A 16,492-nucleotide genomic window follows, 5' to 3' on the forward strand; every position below is an offset into this window, starting at 1 on the left:
TAGAATGGTAATAATACTAAAAAATACCTTTAAATTTCATAGTATTAAAAAAAAACTCAATTGATCTTTCACAAAATTTGACTTATTTTTAAACTATTCCAAATTTTTTCGGGCAATGTGACTATGGTAGATAAAAATGAGATTCGACGAAAATTCGAACTTAGTGGACTCTCAATAGCTGATTGGGCTCGTCAAAATAATTTTTCACCAGATCTTGTGTATAGCGTACTTAAAAGTAAGCACATTCCCATTCGTGGAGAAAGCCATAAGATCGCAGTCAAATTAGGTTTAAAAGAAGAAGTTAATGTTCCTATATTCAACTTTGATACAAATAAGGAGACAAATTAACGAAAAATTAGTCATGCATAAATAAAAAACGGATCTTTTTTAAAGATCCGTTAGTTCTACATTACACGAAGATAATATAGAGAGTCAGACCCCTAGTATCTTCTGTGTAGAACCATACGTCAAGCCTTTCACACCAGTCTTTTTTTAGGTGTGTAGGGTTTTCTTATCCTTAGAAAACAAAACTCTATGGATACATATGCTTCAAAAACATGGAGATATAATATGTCTTATCCTATAAGCCACACACAACAACATATACAGCAACTCATTTTTGAACAGATCCATTCAGCATTTAATCAAAAACCCAATATTGCTGGAACACTACATGGTCAGCGTCGTATTTATCAAGGCTGCTTAGAACGTCGAACTTCTCTTTTTCCCAGCCGTAAAGCTGGTGGTTCAGTTGCTTTAGAAAGCTTTCTGGAATTGGCTTATGCTGTACAACTAGAAAGTCATCCTGCGGTTGAATCTTATCGAACACAGGCCTTAAAAATTCCGATTGGGCAAAATTTGGAACTTTATCCTGACTTTCTGATTCGTACTCAAAAAGGTGATTTTGAAGTCCATGAGGTTAAACCATCCATTCAACATCTATCCCTAGAAAGTCTTCAACGCTTTGAGAGACTAGCTTCCATTTTGGCGTCAATAAATATCCCTTTTAAGTTAGTTGATGCAAATACATTACCCCAACGCCAATCCCTAACACAGTTATTGCATCTTTATTCTCGTGGCCATCTTCAGGACTGGACATCACTTGAAATTGAATTGGCACAACACCTTTTGATTCGCTATGAATTGGATGATCTAGAACAAGCGTATAGCATTTTAGAAAAAGACCAATTGTCTCCACAACTTGCAGACTATTTGCTTTTCCATCAAATCATTCAAATTAAAAACGCCAAAAATAATCATCTTATGCTGGGAGTAGATCTATGAATACTTCCCTTCCTATTCCTAATATTGGTACTCGTTTTTTATTTCACGGTTCACAGTTTGAAATTAGCTTTATCGGTCATGGTATATGCCGATATTCTGCGATCGCTGGTGGTCGTATATTTCAAATTCCATATCATCAGTTTGAAGAATGGTATAAGTCTGGTCAGATTGAATATGATTTTAATACATCAAATTTGTTAGTTAATCCTGAGATGACAACAAAAAGAATACGTAAACTTAGGTATATACAAGCAGCTCTATCTAAGCTGCCACGTCCAACTGCAGTTCAACCATTAACGATATTAATTCAGCAGATTGCCAAAGAGATTCAAGACCAGATACCACCAAGCCCTAGATCTGTTGCACGATGGATTCGAGTATATCTACTAAGTAATCAGTGCACAGAATCTCTTGAAAAGAAAAAATCAGGTAATCATTATGTTCGATTCTCTTTAGAAATCGAACGTCTAATCCATCAAGCCATCCAAGAAATTTACCTCTGTTCAGAGCGACGAGATGGTAAAGATGTACTGGCATTTATTGTTGGAAAAGCCATGGAACATGGCTGGACATCACATAAAATCCCTTGTTTACGAACGATTGAACGTCGTATCAATCGTTTGGATCCTTATGTAGTCATTAACGCCAAAAAAGGATCTCGTACTGCAAGAAAATTACTCAAAGCTGCTGGACAATCCATCATCAGCCCAACCGTAATGGCTTTGGTGGAAATTGATACCCATTATCTGGATATCATTATTATTGATGATATAACAGGAGCCATTTTAGGTCGTCCATTTTTATCATGTGCGATTGATATTTACACTCGAGTCATCGTTGGGATTTACGTCAATTTATACCCACCAAGTGCATTGACCACAATGTGTGTGATTCGGGACATGATTACCCGACCCCAAAGAGGTTTACCTGGTGGTGTGCCGAGCCAAATTATTCCAGACAATGGCGTGGAGTTCAAAAATAATTCTTTTGGTCGACTATGTGAAACTTTAAAAATTACCATTACGCCATCGCAGATCGGCACGCCAAATAATAAACCGCATATTGAAAGTTTCTTCAGAACATTAACTGAAGGTTTAATCCAAAAATTACCTGGTACAACTTGCTCGAACCCCACAGCGAGAGGAGATTATAACGCCAGTAAAAATGCCAAAATGACACTTGCAGATGTTCAAAAATATGCAGAGCAATGGATCAATGAGATTTATCACACAGATCCTCATTCTGAGACCAATCGTATACCTATACTTGCTTGGGAAGACGCCACAAAAATAGTTAAGCCAACTTCGCTTTCAGATGATGAGGCATCTGTACTATGCCGAAAACCTTACGAACGTAGCATTAACAAGGGACGTGTCTTAATCGACTACTTGTATTATTTTTCCCCTGCTCTAGCAACCTTTGAACAACAGAAGCTCACCAAAGTGATTGTACTTGTTGATGAAATAGATTTAGGGCATGTATTTATCGTTGATCCGAATGATCCAACTAATCTCATCAAAGCTGAATGCACCAATACTAGTTATGCACAGGGTTTGACTATGTATGCTCATCAAGAAGCACAAAAAATCAAAAAACAGATGGCTCAGGCAGATCTTAGACGTTTAGGTGAAAAGGCTAACCTACTTGCCCGTTGGCATTTACTGAAACAAATCCAAGAAGATTTACAGAGGAAAAAGCCTAAATTACGCCAACTAGTAATAGATTTTCCTGAAGAAATTAAAAATCTTTCAATGCCAATCAAGCCATCCCCAATCGTTGCGGAAGAACAGCAAGCCACCGATGGCTATACCGCATTCTCTTCAATGGAGATCTAAGATGAATCATTCAATATCTATTCTTGAACGAGTTGCTCACATTAATCGCTTTATTGTACGCCATCCAGAATTTAATCACGCATTTCATGGCATCACTGAATGTATGCAAAAAAGTCAGACCTACCAAGAGCCTATTGGCAGTATTTTACACGCCGACGGTGGTCATGGTAAGACTTTGCTTTGTAGAGCCATAATCAAACAAATGCCATCTTATACAACTATCGTTGAGGGTTATGAAAAAACTATTATTCCAGCATTTTATGCTCAGGTTCCATCTCCAGCATCAGTCAAATCAGTGGCCAGTATGCTGCTCAAGGAACTAGGAGATCCTAATCCAGCATCTGGAAATACCACTCAAATCTCGTTGCGACTGTGTCATTTACTGCGCCAATGTGAAACTAAACTAGTTTTTCTGGATGAATTTCATCACCTTTTCCGTTTTCAAAAAACAACTACTAAATTAAATATTGTGGTATGCGATTGGATTAAATCAATCGTTAATGAAACACAAATTAGCTTCTGCTTGGTTGGTCTATCACAGTTTGTTCCCTTATTAGAAATGGATTCACAGCTAACCCGACGATTTCAATATCACTATCCCTTGCATGCTCTGACACTAGGTTCATCTACATCATACGGCTCGATTTTTCCATTTCTTGCTGAAGTAGAAAATCAAATCAAAACCAGATGTGAAGTCTCTTTTGATCAAAGTCTAAACTCGCCCTTAATAACTACACAACTTTATGCTGCCACTGCTGGCAATCCAGCCTTTATCATGACACTTATCAAAGATAGTGTGCTAATTGCCCTTAAAGATAATCGAGAAATCATTACAACTCATGATTTCAGCAGCGCATGGTTACAGGGAACGACAGCTAAAGTCAGTTTGACCAAAAGTGATCCTTTCAAGATGTCACGTAATATTTTGGCGAGTCAGATGAGGATTGCTCTATGAATTCTTATTCTTTATTAATTAAACCTATCCCCTATCCAGATGAAAGTGCGGCCAGTCTTTTAATTAGAGCAGCCGAGGCCAATGGGTTTTCTAGTGTTTATTCTCTTTGTAAAATTCAGTCAAGCAGTCCTGCCACAACACTCAGTAGTCATGTAACTCATCAAAAGAGATTTAGAAAACTACTTCAGTTACTAGGCTTATCTGATGAATATACATCATTAGCATTTGCACTAAGTGGCTCTACTCAAGCTATGCCAAGAAAATATTCTAAAATTATTTTAAAGCACAGTTTCTTTCGCAAAGATGTTCAGGCTTTTTGCCCTAAATGTTTAAGTGAACAATCTTATTGGAGACGTCATTGGTTACTGCGCCCTTACACTGTGTGTTTGAAACATGGCACACAGTTGTATGATTGCTGTCCAAAATGTAAAAAAGCTCTCAATATTAGTCGGAATAGAATTGATTTTTGTCATGATTGTGGGCAAGACTTACGAATATTACCAGCCAACTCAAAGAATTCTGAAGTAATACAGTGGTTCATGGATACCATATACCATGGTGATCAAAAAATTATTAACCAACTATCCGATTATTGGTTAGCTTTAGAAAAATTCGACTGGAAATCTAATAATATCGATGCCGATCATCAACGCATTCAAATGGCATATGAATACTTAACAAACCCCGAACAATCTAAGAAAACACTTATCCATATCATTAATTCAAGAGTTTCTAAAGCCCATCCTCAAATTCAGGCTGTCTATTTTAAAAAACAAAGTTCAATACTACGTGAATATGCAAATTCTATATTGGCCAATTGCATTCATGTTGCTCAACCAGCAACAAATCATCTAAAACAGTTTTTTTCTTTGGACCAAACAAGGACCATTCTAGATATTTCCTATCCTAGATTGAAAACCTTAATTCAAAAAGAAAAATTAGCCACCTTAAAAAATGCTAAAGGGCTTATATATATTAGTAGTATTGATGTTGAACGGCTCCTGTTAGACGAATCACATAAAGTACCTTTACTATCTCCACGTGTACAAAACGTTCCAAAAGACAATCTTCTCACACTTCCAGAAATTGCAAGCCAATTGCAAATTCATAAGGAAATAGTTCGAGACCTTGGTGTCAAAGGTTGGTTAAAGCTTGATAAAAAGAAAGTAGATGGAAATGTAAAGAATGTAGCACTACCAGAAATCATCGAAGAATTTAGCAAAAAATATATTTCTGTTGGAACCTTAGCTCGCCGGTTGAATGTTAATTCTACAAATCTAGCCGATAAGCTAAAGCATTTTGGCATTGAGCCTGTAGGAGGCCCTCACATTGATGGATTGAGAACAAACCTTTATCAACAAACTGATATTGAATGCATTACCACCGAAATGATCAATGACCTCAAAATTTATGAAACATATACCGGTCGCCCCTCAAAAAAAAGATTAAAAATGGTTCATTATGAATCAGATCCGACTTTATATTTTTCATTAAGACATACAAGTTCGAAATTACATATCAGCCCATCAAAAGTAGCTGTACTTGTTCAAAAGGGTATCTTAAAAAAAGATGAACACTGCCACTCAGTTATTAGAGTAGAAAAAGCTTCTGTATCTATTTTGATAGAAGAGCTCAATCGTCAAGACTTTATTTCTCTAGAGGATGCTGCAAAAAAATTAGGATGTGCCATCAATTGGTTACATATTAATTGGATTAAAACAGGCTACCTAAAACTGCATGATTTTGTGTACTGGAAGTTTGTAAAGACGGACGATATAAACCAAGTAAAAGCTCTTCAAAAAGAATATATGACAGCAATCGAAGCTAGTAAGGTTTTGAGCATGCACCGCACTCACATCATTAATCTCAAAGCTCAAGGAAAAATTGATTCCATATCTTTTGGCGAATCAAATTCCTTAAATTTATATCGAAGAGAAGATGTATTAAAACTACTTAAAAAGCAAAATGATGGCTACAGCTTTACCTAGTATACTTTTTAAATCAATTGTTTAGGAATATACTAAGATTTTCCTTATCTCATACATCATAAGATAGTACCACTACCTGAAATCCAACTTTTTATAGAAGTTAAGATGGCTTCGCACCCAAGAATTATTTGGGTGCGAATTTAATCTAAACATCTATCAAATGAGACAGTATTAAGTATGAACTCAACGATTAGTATTTGCTTCTCGTTCCTCACGACGCTTTTTTAGGTGTGCAACGACTTGATCATGTGGCACAGCTGGGCGTGGGTCAGTAGATGCCTTTTCTATTTTAGCTCTAAACCATGCGTTATATTCTGCTTCGTGGTCGGAACTATCAAATTCAGACACAATAGGGTCAAAAACGGTGCTCATGTGCTTATCTCATATAAGATTAAAAAACTCTTCCTCTAGCTCAAGAACTGACTGATTAAATCTCATTCTTTTATTTTCACAAGTATTTTGTCTTTCAATAATAGCATCAGATGTAAAAAATGCCTCTTGAATTTGCATTTTATGTTTATCACTTAACTCTACCATATCATCCATACCAAAAGCATAAAATGGATAAATATCAGAGTCTTCCTTATTATAAACCAACCCACTAAGTTTATAAAAATCAATTAATTTAACAAACTCGTCATCAAAGCTACATAATGCAGGAAAGAAATAATCCGCATTTTCACTAAGAGAAAATGTAGATGCTTTCTCTAAATATCTAAAATGAAAAATATCCCATGCCATAGCTTTCATCTTTCTAACCAATTCGTCAGAATTCTTTTGAATTTTTCCAAAGAAATTAGATTTATTTGAAAAAATAGCATATGCAAGATTTGCATCACGGACAGACATCAAACCAAGATACTTTTGATTCATCTCAAAGTAGGTGTAGATCTTTGTATAAATTGATTTTTTACTATATTTCCATCGAATAATAGCAATTATTAAAATAATTATATATTGCTCATGAAACATTCTTTCATACTCAACATTAAACTGTTCATTAGTTAACCTAAATATTTCTTGAGACATTTGCTGCTGGGCTATTTGTTGAATCTCAAAATCAGTTTTATTGAATTTTAGTTTATTCTCATTCTTAAATGCCTCAACATCCAAATTTCTAAACATCTCATAAGCAAGCTTAACATCGTAGATTTCATCTAAATTACCACCAGATTTTAAGTTATATGTGTTCTCCGTCAAGTGAGGGATAGGATCAACATTTACATCTGGCTCTATAATAAACCTAAAAAATTCATCCAGATCTCCTGGCAATCTATTATTATTTCTATCAAAAAAATATGAATATAAATAACTTACAGCTTGTGTATCCAAAGATATAGAATAGTCAATTGGAATCTCCTCCTTCTTCCCAGATAATAAGGAATCAACAGTTTTTCCACTTAAAACGAATACATTATTATATTTATATAAACCTCTTATGGCACCTGTCTTTGAAAAATTTTTATCTACTGCAAGACCTGGAATAGCAGCTGAAGATTTGTCAAAACTTAAGATAAAAACATAGTCTTTTAATATACCCTCAAATATTTTGTATAATTCTGCTGCTTCTTTTATTGATGAGGAAAGAGCAATTTCAGCTATAAGTTCTTTTAAGCCTAAATTCATATTAAATTATCTCTAACAAAGATTTTAATAATAAAGCGCATGCGTAATAAAACAAGGCATGGACGACACAAACTGTCGCAAAACCTCAATCCCATTTAAAAAGCAGTAGTGACGAAAACGCATTCGTCACTCAGCGATATCACATGACATATCAGTTTTATTTTTACTGTTTTCAAGACAATGATAGCTATCATACAAAAGGAAACTATGTCATTGAGGTGTATACCTCTTCCTTAATTTTTTATCCATATGTTCTGAATAACTCCCCTCTTCAAAATGATATAGTCCATTTATTTTGATTCAATTAAATTTTATTGCTGACATAAATGTATATTTGACTTATCTTTTTTTGTAAGTTACAACAAGATACATCTTTACACTTGAACCAACTAAAACACACTAACTCAAGAATATTAAAGGATAATATCTTGTCTAATATTAATTATGAAAAACAGGCTCAGGACTATTACGGGAAGGCTCCTATCATAATTCTGGGCAGCGGAGCATCGGCAGCACATGGAATGTCTGGTATGGGAGCACTAGCACAGCATTTGACTAAAGAAACTAATGTTTCAGACTTATGCGATACAGACATGAAATCTTGGGGTATTTTCTGCCAGACACTAACAAATGGCATAGATCTTGAAACAGCACTCCATCAAGTAGATGTATCTAAAGAATTAACATGCAGGATCATAAATTCCACGTGGTCACTCATAAACTCTGAAGATTGCAATATTTTTAAAAGTGGCTTACAGAACATTTCAATGTTCCCGCTCAGTCGCCTACTTAAACACATGTTTAAAACAACTCTAAAAAAAGTAAATATTGTCACGACGAATTATGATCGTCTAGCAGAGTATGCATGCGAACAAAGCAAAATCCATCACTACACTGGTTTTACACACGGCTTTTTCCGCCAACTAACCACTCCCGATGAATTAACCTGCTCACGCAGAGTGAATATCTGGAAAGTACATGGGTCTCTCGACTGGTTTCAGTCTCCATTAGAAGACACCGTTGCAATTTCTGGCGCACAAGAGATTCCTGAGAACTATAGCCCACAAATTGTGACACCAGGTACTCAAAAGTACCAGAAGACACATCTTGAGCCATTCCGCTCTATCATTAATAACGCCGACAAAGCTATCAATGAAGCAGGATCATACTTGTGTATTGGATATGGATTCAATGATGAACATATTCAACCAAAACTTATGGCCAAATGTCAGCGACAGGAAGCACCAGTCACAATCATCACATACGCGCTTTCCGATTCGGCCAAAAAACTTATTATTGATGGCAAAGCAAAAAATTACTTAGCGATAGAGCGTGGGGCGACAGATGACAAATCTGTTGTTTACTCTTCACTAAGCAACTCTTCGTTCACAGTTGATAAAAACATCTGGAGCCTTGAAGGCTACTTATCACTCATCATGTAGAGAGAACATATGGCTATATTTAACTTTAAGGATGAAGAGACCCTCGGGAAAGTTGCCTCAGTTGACACGACGAATGTTATTGTAGATGTAGAGAATATTGCTCATCTAAAACGGCTACAGGTTAACCACCTTGCTGTGCTCCAAAGCAGCAGACCTGGACAGCACCTCATTGGGCTTATTACACAAGTGACTAGAAAGCGTGGTATCGAGAATATTTCCGATGATGGAATAGTAGACCAAAACTCAGAATTGAATCTATGCCGCATTGCTTTAATTGGAACCATGCTGGATCGTGATGGCTCCAAGGACAATGTCTTCCGTCGAACACTGGAAAGTGTTCCAGAAATTGATGCCAACTGCTTTTCGCTTGAAGGTGATAATCTAACCAAATTTATGCGTACGCTCTCTAGTGTTTCGGGGGATGAAAACGCCTTGACTCTTGGTAAATACACTCTAGATGAAAATGCAGTTGCCTACCTTAATGGCAATAAATTTTTCCAGCGCCATGCCTTTATCGGAGGAAGTACAGGTTCTGGGAAGTCATGGACAACTGCCAAAATTATCGAACAGATGGCAAGGCTTTCTACTGCTAATGCCATTGTCTTTGACCTTCATGGCGAATATGCGCCATTAATAGGGACTGGTATTCAACATTTCAAAGTCGCAGGACCATCAGATGTTGAGGCCAAACTTAAAATCTCTGATGATGTACTTTATCTCCCATATTGGCTCCTTTCTTACGAAGCATTAGTTTCCATGTTTGTAGACCGTAGTGATCAAAATGCTCCTAACCAAGCCATGATTATGGCGAGAGAAATTAATCAAGCCAAAAGAAAGTATCTCGAGGAAAATGGTCAACAAGACCTGCTAAAGCATTTTACTGTGGATAGCCCAGTCCCATTTGATCTTAACCTCCTGATGTCGAGACTGAATGAAATAAATATTGAAATGGTGCCTGGTGCGCGTGGTGACAAGCAAGGTGACTTCTTCGGAAAGCTCGCGCGCATGATTTCTAGACTTGAAAACAAAATCTCTGATAGACGTCTCGGCTTCATGTTTAATGGTGGTGAGGATATTCTTGATTTTGCTTGGCTTGAGAAATTTGCTAGTGCTGCACTCGGCAGCACAGATGAAAATGGTAAGGCAGGCATCAAGATCATCAACTTTTCTGAAGTTCCCTCGGATGTTCTTCCCCTGATCGTTTCCCTTGTTGCACGAGTCACATTTTCCGTACAACAATGGACCCCATCTGAACTTCGTCACCCTATTGCTCTTCTCTGTGATGAAGCCCATCTATATATGCCACAGCGCAATATGGCAGATTCTGCTGATGATATTTCATTGGATATCTTCGAACGCATCGCCAAAGAAGGACGCAAATATGGTGTCAGCTTAGTTGTAATCAGCCAACGCCCATCTGAAGTAAATAAAACACTGTTAAGCCAATGTAGCAACTTCGTTTCCATGCGACTGACTAATGCTGAAGATCAAGGAGTTATCAAACGCCTTCTTCCTGATAGCCTCGGTGGTTTTAGTGATATTCTTCCGACTCTCGACACTGGAGAAGCATTAGTCGTTGGTGATGCTAGCTTACTACCAAGTCGAATTAGGATCGATGAACCTCAAAATAAACCAAATAGTGGTACTGTCAATTTCTGGGATGAATGGCAGACGCAAGTCAAGGAAAAGCGCCTATCAACTGCCGTTGATAATTGGCGTAAGCAAAGTATTCAATAATAAAGATTTGAGGGGGGACAAAGCATCCCCTCTCAATTCAACCATAGCATAGCGTCATTTATGATCTAAAACTCATCCTATAAAAAGGACTCTGAGACTGGCTAGTGGACTATTCACTAAACGCAATCGCTGGAAATAACAGCATTTATGTCGTACGAAGGATATAGTGAGATTTTTCAAATCCTTTAAATAGATTTTCTGCATAGGACTTGCTTTCTGAGTTTCTCCTTTCAAACTTTTCTCAAATGCTTAGTGGCCAATAAGATAATAAAAATTATCACCTTATTAGATATATGAGTACATTAACTGAAAGTCATACAAGTTCTTTTTAGATCGCAATCCAAACTAAGCATCATTTTAGTGGAATAAGATATTGTTGATAGTTTAAGAATAGAATTAATCTCGCAAAATCTATCTTGATTTGAATCTATATATTTTCTAACACTTATAACTACCAAACCCAATCTTTAACTTTCTCGGCAACCAATTGATTTTCAGTAATATTTTTATGACTATCAAAAAGAGACTTTCGATAGGTATCAATCTCTAACAAAAGCTCACTACTCCCCCCCATTTTTTTCATTCTATCCCTCAATATATCGCAAGTGCTATAATGTAGAGGAGGAAGGTTTTTGAAACATTGATGCAATATTGAAATGCTGTGATTTCGTATATTTGTATTGTCTAAATCATAGTCATCAGTAGTGCTATTTATACCGAAAGTTTTCCGATACTCTATAGCTGAATCTCTAGCTGATTCTTCAAGCAGCTCGATTGCCTCAAGAAGGCGATAAGACAACATCAATAAATCCTTATCTGAAGAAAAGTAGTCTAAAAACTCATTAAAAGCATTATCATCATTCAACCATTTTTCAAACTCACCTAAACTATCCAAAACACTAAAAGCTTTTGATGCCATGGCTTTAATCCATTTAGATCGTATAGTCTTATCAGTAATTAGCCCGAATAATGCATTCCAAGCTTCTGGCATAAAATTTCCAGTTGTTCTTACCTTAATATCAAGCAGAATATCAAATACTTGCTCAGCATGCTCAGCCCCAACAGCTTTGACAAAATTTGCTACATACGGCCCATTACCCGTCCTAGTAATTTCCTGCCATGCATTTTTGAATAATGGATGCAATGGATCTCTAGCTATATTCTCAACTACAGAACCCCATATCTTTTTGCCTCGTAAATATAGCCCTGTCCACTCTAAAACTTGAGGATACCCCAGATAAACACTGACTGCCGCCAAGAAAAGCTTAGAATCCTCTCTTGCAAATTGCTCCATGTAATCCGCTTTAAAATAAATGCCTTCATGTAAAATTTCTTGCTCAAGCTCTAAAGGTATTTCATCACGCATAAGAACTGCGGCTTTCAGCCAATGACTATCAACCCTCACTTCTTTTAATTTTGTAAGTACTAGGGCTCGCTCTGCTTCAGTCAGCTCCTCCCAATCATCAACCAAGTCAGAAATAACTCGCATTAACGATCCAGTACCATGTAAATTTAATAACCTTTTTACTCTCTCTATCCTTGACTCTTTAAACTTTTGAGTAGTTTCTATCAGAATTGAAGTTACACCCAATGTATAATCTGAAGGAATGCTAGTTTGAGCAATACGTTCAATATATCCTATCCAACTATCAATAATTACCAGCATAGACTCTATAGAGAGCTCAATTCTGGCCCTTTGAACTATATTAAATAAACGTGCATCATTAATTCTTGCGCTTGCAGGAAGAGCATCTAAAACACTTGGTAAAGCGATTTCAAAAACTTCCCATGGAGACTTATCTTTCTCTGAGTCATCTCTTCCATAAATAATAAGCGGCTCTATCAGTACGCATGCTGTAGTTGGAAGGCAGGCTATTTTTTGTAGGCCTCGTAGCAAATCCACTTTTCGCTCAATATTCGTAAGCTTCCAGACTTCCATAATGCCTTCAAGAATCTTTTTTGCTATTGCTGGGTGTGATTCAATAAAAATCTGATCGAGAATATCTTTATCTTTTTCTCGTGGATGCTTTAACCAAACCCAAATGGCCTGTGCCCGTATCAATGCCTCATCATAGCCAAGTAATTTAGAAATAATATGTTGATCCATCTTATCTGGATGATCACCAAGCATTTGGATCAATGCCCATGCATCTTTGGGTTGTACAAAAGATAAGCCTTCTTTTGCAAATAAATTTAATTCTTCATTGTATTCAAATGTTTTCCAATGCAAAAAAATATCTTCTTCAATAGTAATTTTTTCGCCCATCGGAAAAACAGGTTCACCGTCAACCCACTCTACGTTATTTAAAGAAATCCATGAAACGCGACTAACCCATAATGGTAAGTCTTCCCGAATTTCGACTGAGAAAGTAGACAAATTCCTAATTAGGAAACTAAAAGCTATATCACGTGTTGAAGGATAACTTGAGTCTAAAGCTTTGATAGCTAGCTCAATTAACTTAGCTTTGCAATGCTCTAGTTTAAGACTGTAATAAATCCAATTAAGGTTACGCGCACTAGCACGAGAAGTGTGTGGCGAAAGGCAGAAAATACCTCTTTCCAAAATAGTTATAATTTTTTCTTCCGACCGTCGCGTTCCATCCTGAAATAAGACTTCAGCAGCAGAGCGATAGAATGAATGAGTAAAAGTCAAACTATTGTCCTTTTTCCACTCAATCATCCTTCTTTGTTCAAGATTTTCTATTACATCTTCATCTGTATTACTAAGTTGAGGAGGGGTCATATAATCTTTTACTAATTGTATTTTTGGAAAAGTTGATGGCTTACCTATAGTGATGCTAGTTGCTAAAATACTAGAAATCGCTAATGGTTTATCATCACCACTGCCAAGTGCATATGCCAAATCCTTAGTAGTGACTGACTGGTTATGGTTAGTTGTAGCAGCCAAACCAAGTAAAAAAGGTTTACAATTTTCAGATTTTAATGCTTTAGCTAAATTAGATGCATTTTCATGGGCTAAACGAACAATCTTATCTAAATCAGTAGGGTCATCAATACTTTCGTAGTGAATTGCAAGATATTCTAAACAGCCAGCTTCTAATTCTAGCTCTCCTTTTGATAACGCTTCTAAAACTATAGAGGCTAATGGTTCAGAAATTTTGTGTTCGGTTTTAAGTTGAGACCATAAGTCGGATAAAAATTTAGAAGAAGGGTTACTCAAATCCAACCACCCATATCCTCCTGTTTTAATTTCTGAAACAAAATTCTTAGATGTAGCCTCCAAAAGACGATCTTGAACTTGAGCAATAATTAACTTTCTATTGCTTCCTAATCTTTTTATGATTAACTCAATCTGAGCAAGAGCATTATTAGCATTTTGTGTTGGATGAGCATCACCAAATGGATCATCCATTAATACCAATCGTTTAGCAGGACTTTGATCTACAAGAAAGCGAAAAGCCTCTCCTACATCTCCTGTCTCTTTCACCTCATAACCCTTGGTAGCAAACTCAGCAGCAACCCACTGAGCAGCAATCGTTTTCCCCACTCGCGGAGAACCAGACATAAGAAGAACCGATTTTTCCGAAAGTGTTCTAATCCAATCATCTTCTAAACCATGTGATATATAACCTGATGGACGAATTGGGGAAGGCATAAAGGCAGTCAATTCAGAAAAAAATTCTGGCAATATATTTCTTTTAGTCTCTTTGCCGTTGAAAACAACAGCCCTCATTCGATCAATAACTGCTTGATGACGATCATCTGGAATACTATAGCGCTGACGTAATAATTCACTGCACTTAAGCTTCAAAACATCTTCATCTATTTTTTCAATAATAATTAAACGTTCTAATGCTTTCCTAACTTTTTGAATACCATACTTAGTAATATCCATTTTTTTTAGATATTCATATCTTTTTACTTCTAGCTCAGATGATTCTTTGCTTATATTCAAAACAAATGGAAATTTTTTAAATAATTCTCGACCATCATCCATTTTCACTTTTGAGCTTTTATGAGGATTAAATGGCCAAGCTAGTTTGGACAAATAGCAAGAGGTTTCATCATTACAACGACCTGACATCACAAAAACTACAACAAGGCTTGAATTTGAAACTAACCGATCAAAAAGACAACTTTCAGCTTTGTTATATGGAAAATGTGCTAAATATTCTGCAACATTCTCAAGTGTGACACCACCTTCTGCTCCCTTAACTTGGATATCAATTTCTTTTATAAGCGCGGAATCAGGTACATTAATTTTGGCATCTTCACCATTAGATGGCTCAACAAAAAAACTAATGTCATTTTCATCGTACAATTCAAGTAATATTGCAACACAAACAAGATCTTGAAAGGCATATTTTTTAGGCCCTACAGTTTCAATACTCACTTACTATTACCCCTTGCTTAATTTTATTAGATCAATATTTACTTTAATTATGTCTTAAAAAGACACTTATACTTTAAGCCTATAATATCGGCACTACCTTACCATATATAGTAAGCCATTGACTATTAGAGATAAAATATGTTGACAACAGGATTTCAGTTAACTCATCGAAAAATTAAATATGATATTTTGATAAGACTCTGAATTCTCAAGTTTCAAGCAAATACTATACTATTAAGCAGTTATCTAATGACCTAATCAACTTGATGAAATTGAGCATATTCCGTTTAGTGGAGTTAAAAGTCGATGGTGGATGTAGGGTGACAGGTCTTCTACACCTCTCATGTGCAAAAGGCTACCAGCAACGTCAGCTATCGATTGTCCAAATATTTAATGAGGTTTGGTTTGAGTCAGAAAATTATCCAGAAACACTAACTAATAAAAATCGACTTTTACGATTTCAAAAAATGACACTCCTAGTGTCATTTTTAACGTAAAATGACAACTATTGTGTCGTTACCTATTGTCCATATTTGTCGCCTAAAGCTACAAACCATTGATTCTATGAAACCTAAAATGACAGCTTATGTGTCGTCTGACGGTTGTCATTTGCGACGCATAAGTTATTATTGAGAAAACCGCCATGAATGGCGGTTTTTTTGCTTCCTAAAACTTCATTAAATTAAAAATGCATCCACTTTAATTAAATCATCCAAACTGTTCAAATTCGTTTGGTTATTAAGAATTAATATTTTATTGTTAGAATAATTAGTTTCACTGCCATCACGGTCAAGACTTAAGGTTATGGTTGAACCATTTTTTTCAAACAATAAATATTGGTTTAAATTTTCCTTACTAACTTCACCAATCAATAAGTCCGATATATCAATTTTATCACCTTGACTTGTATTAAAGTCAGACCAAGTATCAAAGCCATTTCCACCTGTTCCATCACTTTCAAATCCTTGTAAAAGTTTAAATATTGCTGTATCTGCACCTGAACCACCATAAAGTTGATCATTGCCAGAACCCCCTTCTAGGTAATCAATACCACTATTACCATTTAAGATGTCATTGCCATCACCGCCTAATGCATAACTCTTGCCTGTCCACACATTAATCGTGTCATCCCCTGATGTACCATGGAACGTCATACCATTATTACGGAAATCCTGCATTGTGATCGTTTGATCTGCAAATACAAATTGTTCTATCTCATAGGTACTGCTATTAAAGAAGTTCTTTATACGGACACTATCGCCTTCTGAATA

At 36.2% G+C, this 16,492-nt stretch carries 11 protein-coding genes; 7 read left to right on the forward strand and 4 right to left on the reverse strand.

The genetic code is table 11. The features are described 5' to 3' along the window. Nucleotides 1-123: 123 nt before the first annotated feature. The 5 genes from IMO47_RS19295 to IMO47_RS19315 all read left to right on the forward strand — a co-directional run bounded on the left by IMO47_RS19295 (nucleotide 124) and on the right by IMO47_RS19315 (nucleotide 6,062). Nucleotides 124-348, forward strand: coding sequence for a DNA-binding protein (locus IMO47_RS19295; protein ID WP_061516341.1), 225 nt, complete (start codon nucleotides 124-126; stop codon nucleotides 346-348). A 222-nt stretch (nucleotides 349-570) separates the two neighbouring features. Continuing rightward, the gene (locus IMO47_RS19300; protein WP_196077477.1) at nucleotides 571-1,284 is read left to right on the forward strand and encodes a TnsA endonuclease N-terminal domain-containing protein; all 714 of its coding nucleotides are present in this window, start codon (nucleotides 571-573) and stop codon (nucleotides 1,282-1,284) included. Beyond that, complete coding sequence (locus IMO47_RS19305) at nucleotides 1,281-3,119, forward strand: Mu transposase C-terminal domain-containing protein (protein ID WP_196077478.1); 1,839 nt, start codon at nucleotides 1,281-1,283, stop codon at nucleotides 3,117-3,119. The genes IMO47_RS19300 and IMO47_RS19305 overlap by 4 nt, the downstream gene beginning before the upstream one ends. Before the next feature lies 1 nt (nucleotide 3,120). Beyond that, complete coding sequence (locus IMO47_RS19310; RefSeq protein ID WP_196077479.1) at nucleotides 3,121-4,074, forward strand: TniB family NTP-binding protein; 954 nt, start codon at nucleotides 3,121-3,123, stop codon at nucleotides 4,072-4,074. Beyond that, nucleotides 4,071-6,062, forward strand: a complete 1,992-nt coding sequence (locus tag IMO47_RS19315) for a TniQ family protein (RefSeq protein WP_196077480.1) — start codon at nucleotides 4,071-4,073, stop codon at nucleotides 6,060-6,062. Before IMO47_RS19310 ends, IMO47_RS19315 begins: the two co-directional genes overlap by 4 nt. A gap of 183 nt (nucleotides 6,063-6,245) precedes the next feature. Here the strand turns inward: IMO47_RS19315 and IMO47_RS19320 are convergent, their stop codons facing one another. Continuing rightward, a complete protein-coding gene (locus IMO47_RS19320) occupies nucleotides 6,246-6,434 on the reverse strand; it encodes an antitoxin (RefSeq protein WP_196077481.1) in 189 nt (62 codons plus the stop codon). Nucleotides 6,435-6,443: 9 nt separating this feature from the next. Next, nucleotides 6,444-7,688: a hypothetical protein gene (locus IMO47_RS19325; RefSeq protein WP_196077482.1), complete on the reverse strand. Its 1,245-nt coding sequence runs from the start codon at nucleotides 7,686-7,688 to the stop codon at nucleotides 6,444-6,446. A 428-nt stretch (nucleotides 7,689-8,116) separates the two neighbouring features. Between IMO47_RS19325 and IMO47_RS19330 the strand changes: the two genes are divergently transcribed. Further along, the gene (locus IMO47_RS19330) at nucleotides 8,117-9,130 is read left to right on the forward strand and encodes an SIR2 family protein (RefSeq protein WP_196077483.1); all 1,014 of its coding nucleotides are present in this window, start codon (nucleotides 8,117-8,119) and stop codon (nucleotides 9,128-9,130) included. Nucleotides 9,131-9,139: 9 nt separating this feature from the next. Then, nucleotides 9,140-10,867 carry an ATP-binding protein gene (locus IMO47_RS19335; protein WP_196077484.1) on the forward strand — a complete coding sequence of 576 codons (1,728 nt, stop codon included), beginning with the start codon at nucleotides 9,140-9,142 and terminating at the stop codon, nucleotides 10,865-10,867. A 451-nt stretch (nucleotides 10,868-11,318) separates the two neighbouring features. Here IMO47_RS19335 and IMO47_RS19340 read toward each other — a convergent pair whose 3' ends face one another. Beyond that, nucleotides 11,319-15,221, reverse strand: a complete 3,903-nt coding sequence (locus IMO47_RS19340) for a hypothetical protein (RefSeq protein ID WP_196077485.1) — start codon at nucleotides 15,219-15,221, stop codon at nucleotides 11,319-11,321. 677 nt (nucleotides 15,222-15,898) lie between these two features. Further along, nucleotides 15,899-16,492 (reverse strand): type I secretion C-terminal target domain-containing protein (locus IMO47_RS19345; protein ID WP_196077486.1); only part of this gene is annotated, 594 nt, incomplete at its 5' end.

Origin of the sequence: Acinetobacter sp. Res13-Abat-PEC15-P4-01 (assembly GCF_015676285.1) — a bacterium.
GTDB lineage: Bacteria > Pseudomonadota > Gammaproteobacteria > Pseudomonadales > Moraxellaceae > Acinetobacter > Acinetobacter nematophilus.

Excerpts from the sequence above, each read along its gene's own strand:
- IMO47_RS19320 (WP_196077481.1), bottom strand. The coding sequence starts at position 6,434 with ATGAGCACCGTTTTTGACCCTATTGTGTCTGAATTTGATAGTTCCGAC.
- IMO47_RS19310 (WP_196077479.1), top strand. The coding sequence starts at position 3,121 with ATGAATCATTCAATATCTATTCTTGAACGAGTTGCTCACATTAATCGC.
- IMO47_RS19315 (WP_196077480.1), top strand. The coding sequence starts at position 4,071 with ATGAATTCTTATTCTTTATTAATTAAACCTATCCCCTATCCAGATGAA.
- IMO47_RS19300 (WP_196077477.1), top strand. The coding sequence starts at position 571 with ATGTCTTATCCTATAAGCCACACACAACAACATATACAGCAACTCATT.
- IMO47_RS19305 (WP_196077478.1), top strand. The coding sequence starts at position 1,281 with ATGAATACTTCCCTTCCTATTCCTAATATTGGTACTCGTTTTTTATTT.
- IMO47_RS19295 (WP_061516341.1), top strand. The coding sequence starts at position 124 with ATGGTAGATAAAAATGAGATTCGACGAAAATTCGAACTTAGTGGACTC.
- IMO47_RS19325 (WP_196077482.1), bottom strand. The coding sequence starts at position 7,688 with ATGAATTTAGGCTTAAAAGAACTTATAGCTGAAATTGCTCTTTCCTCA.
- IMO47_RS19335 (WP_196077484.1), top strand. The coding sequence starts at position 9,140 with ATGGCTATATTTAACTTTAAGGATGAAGAGACCCTCGGGAAAGTTGCC.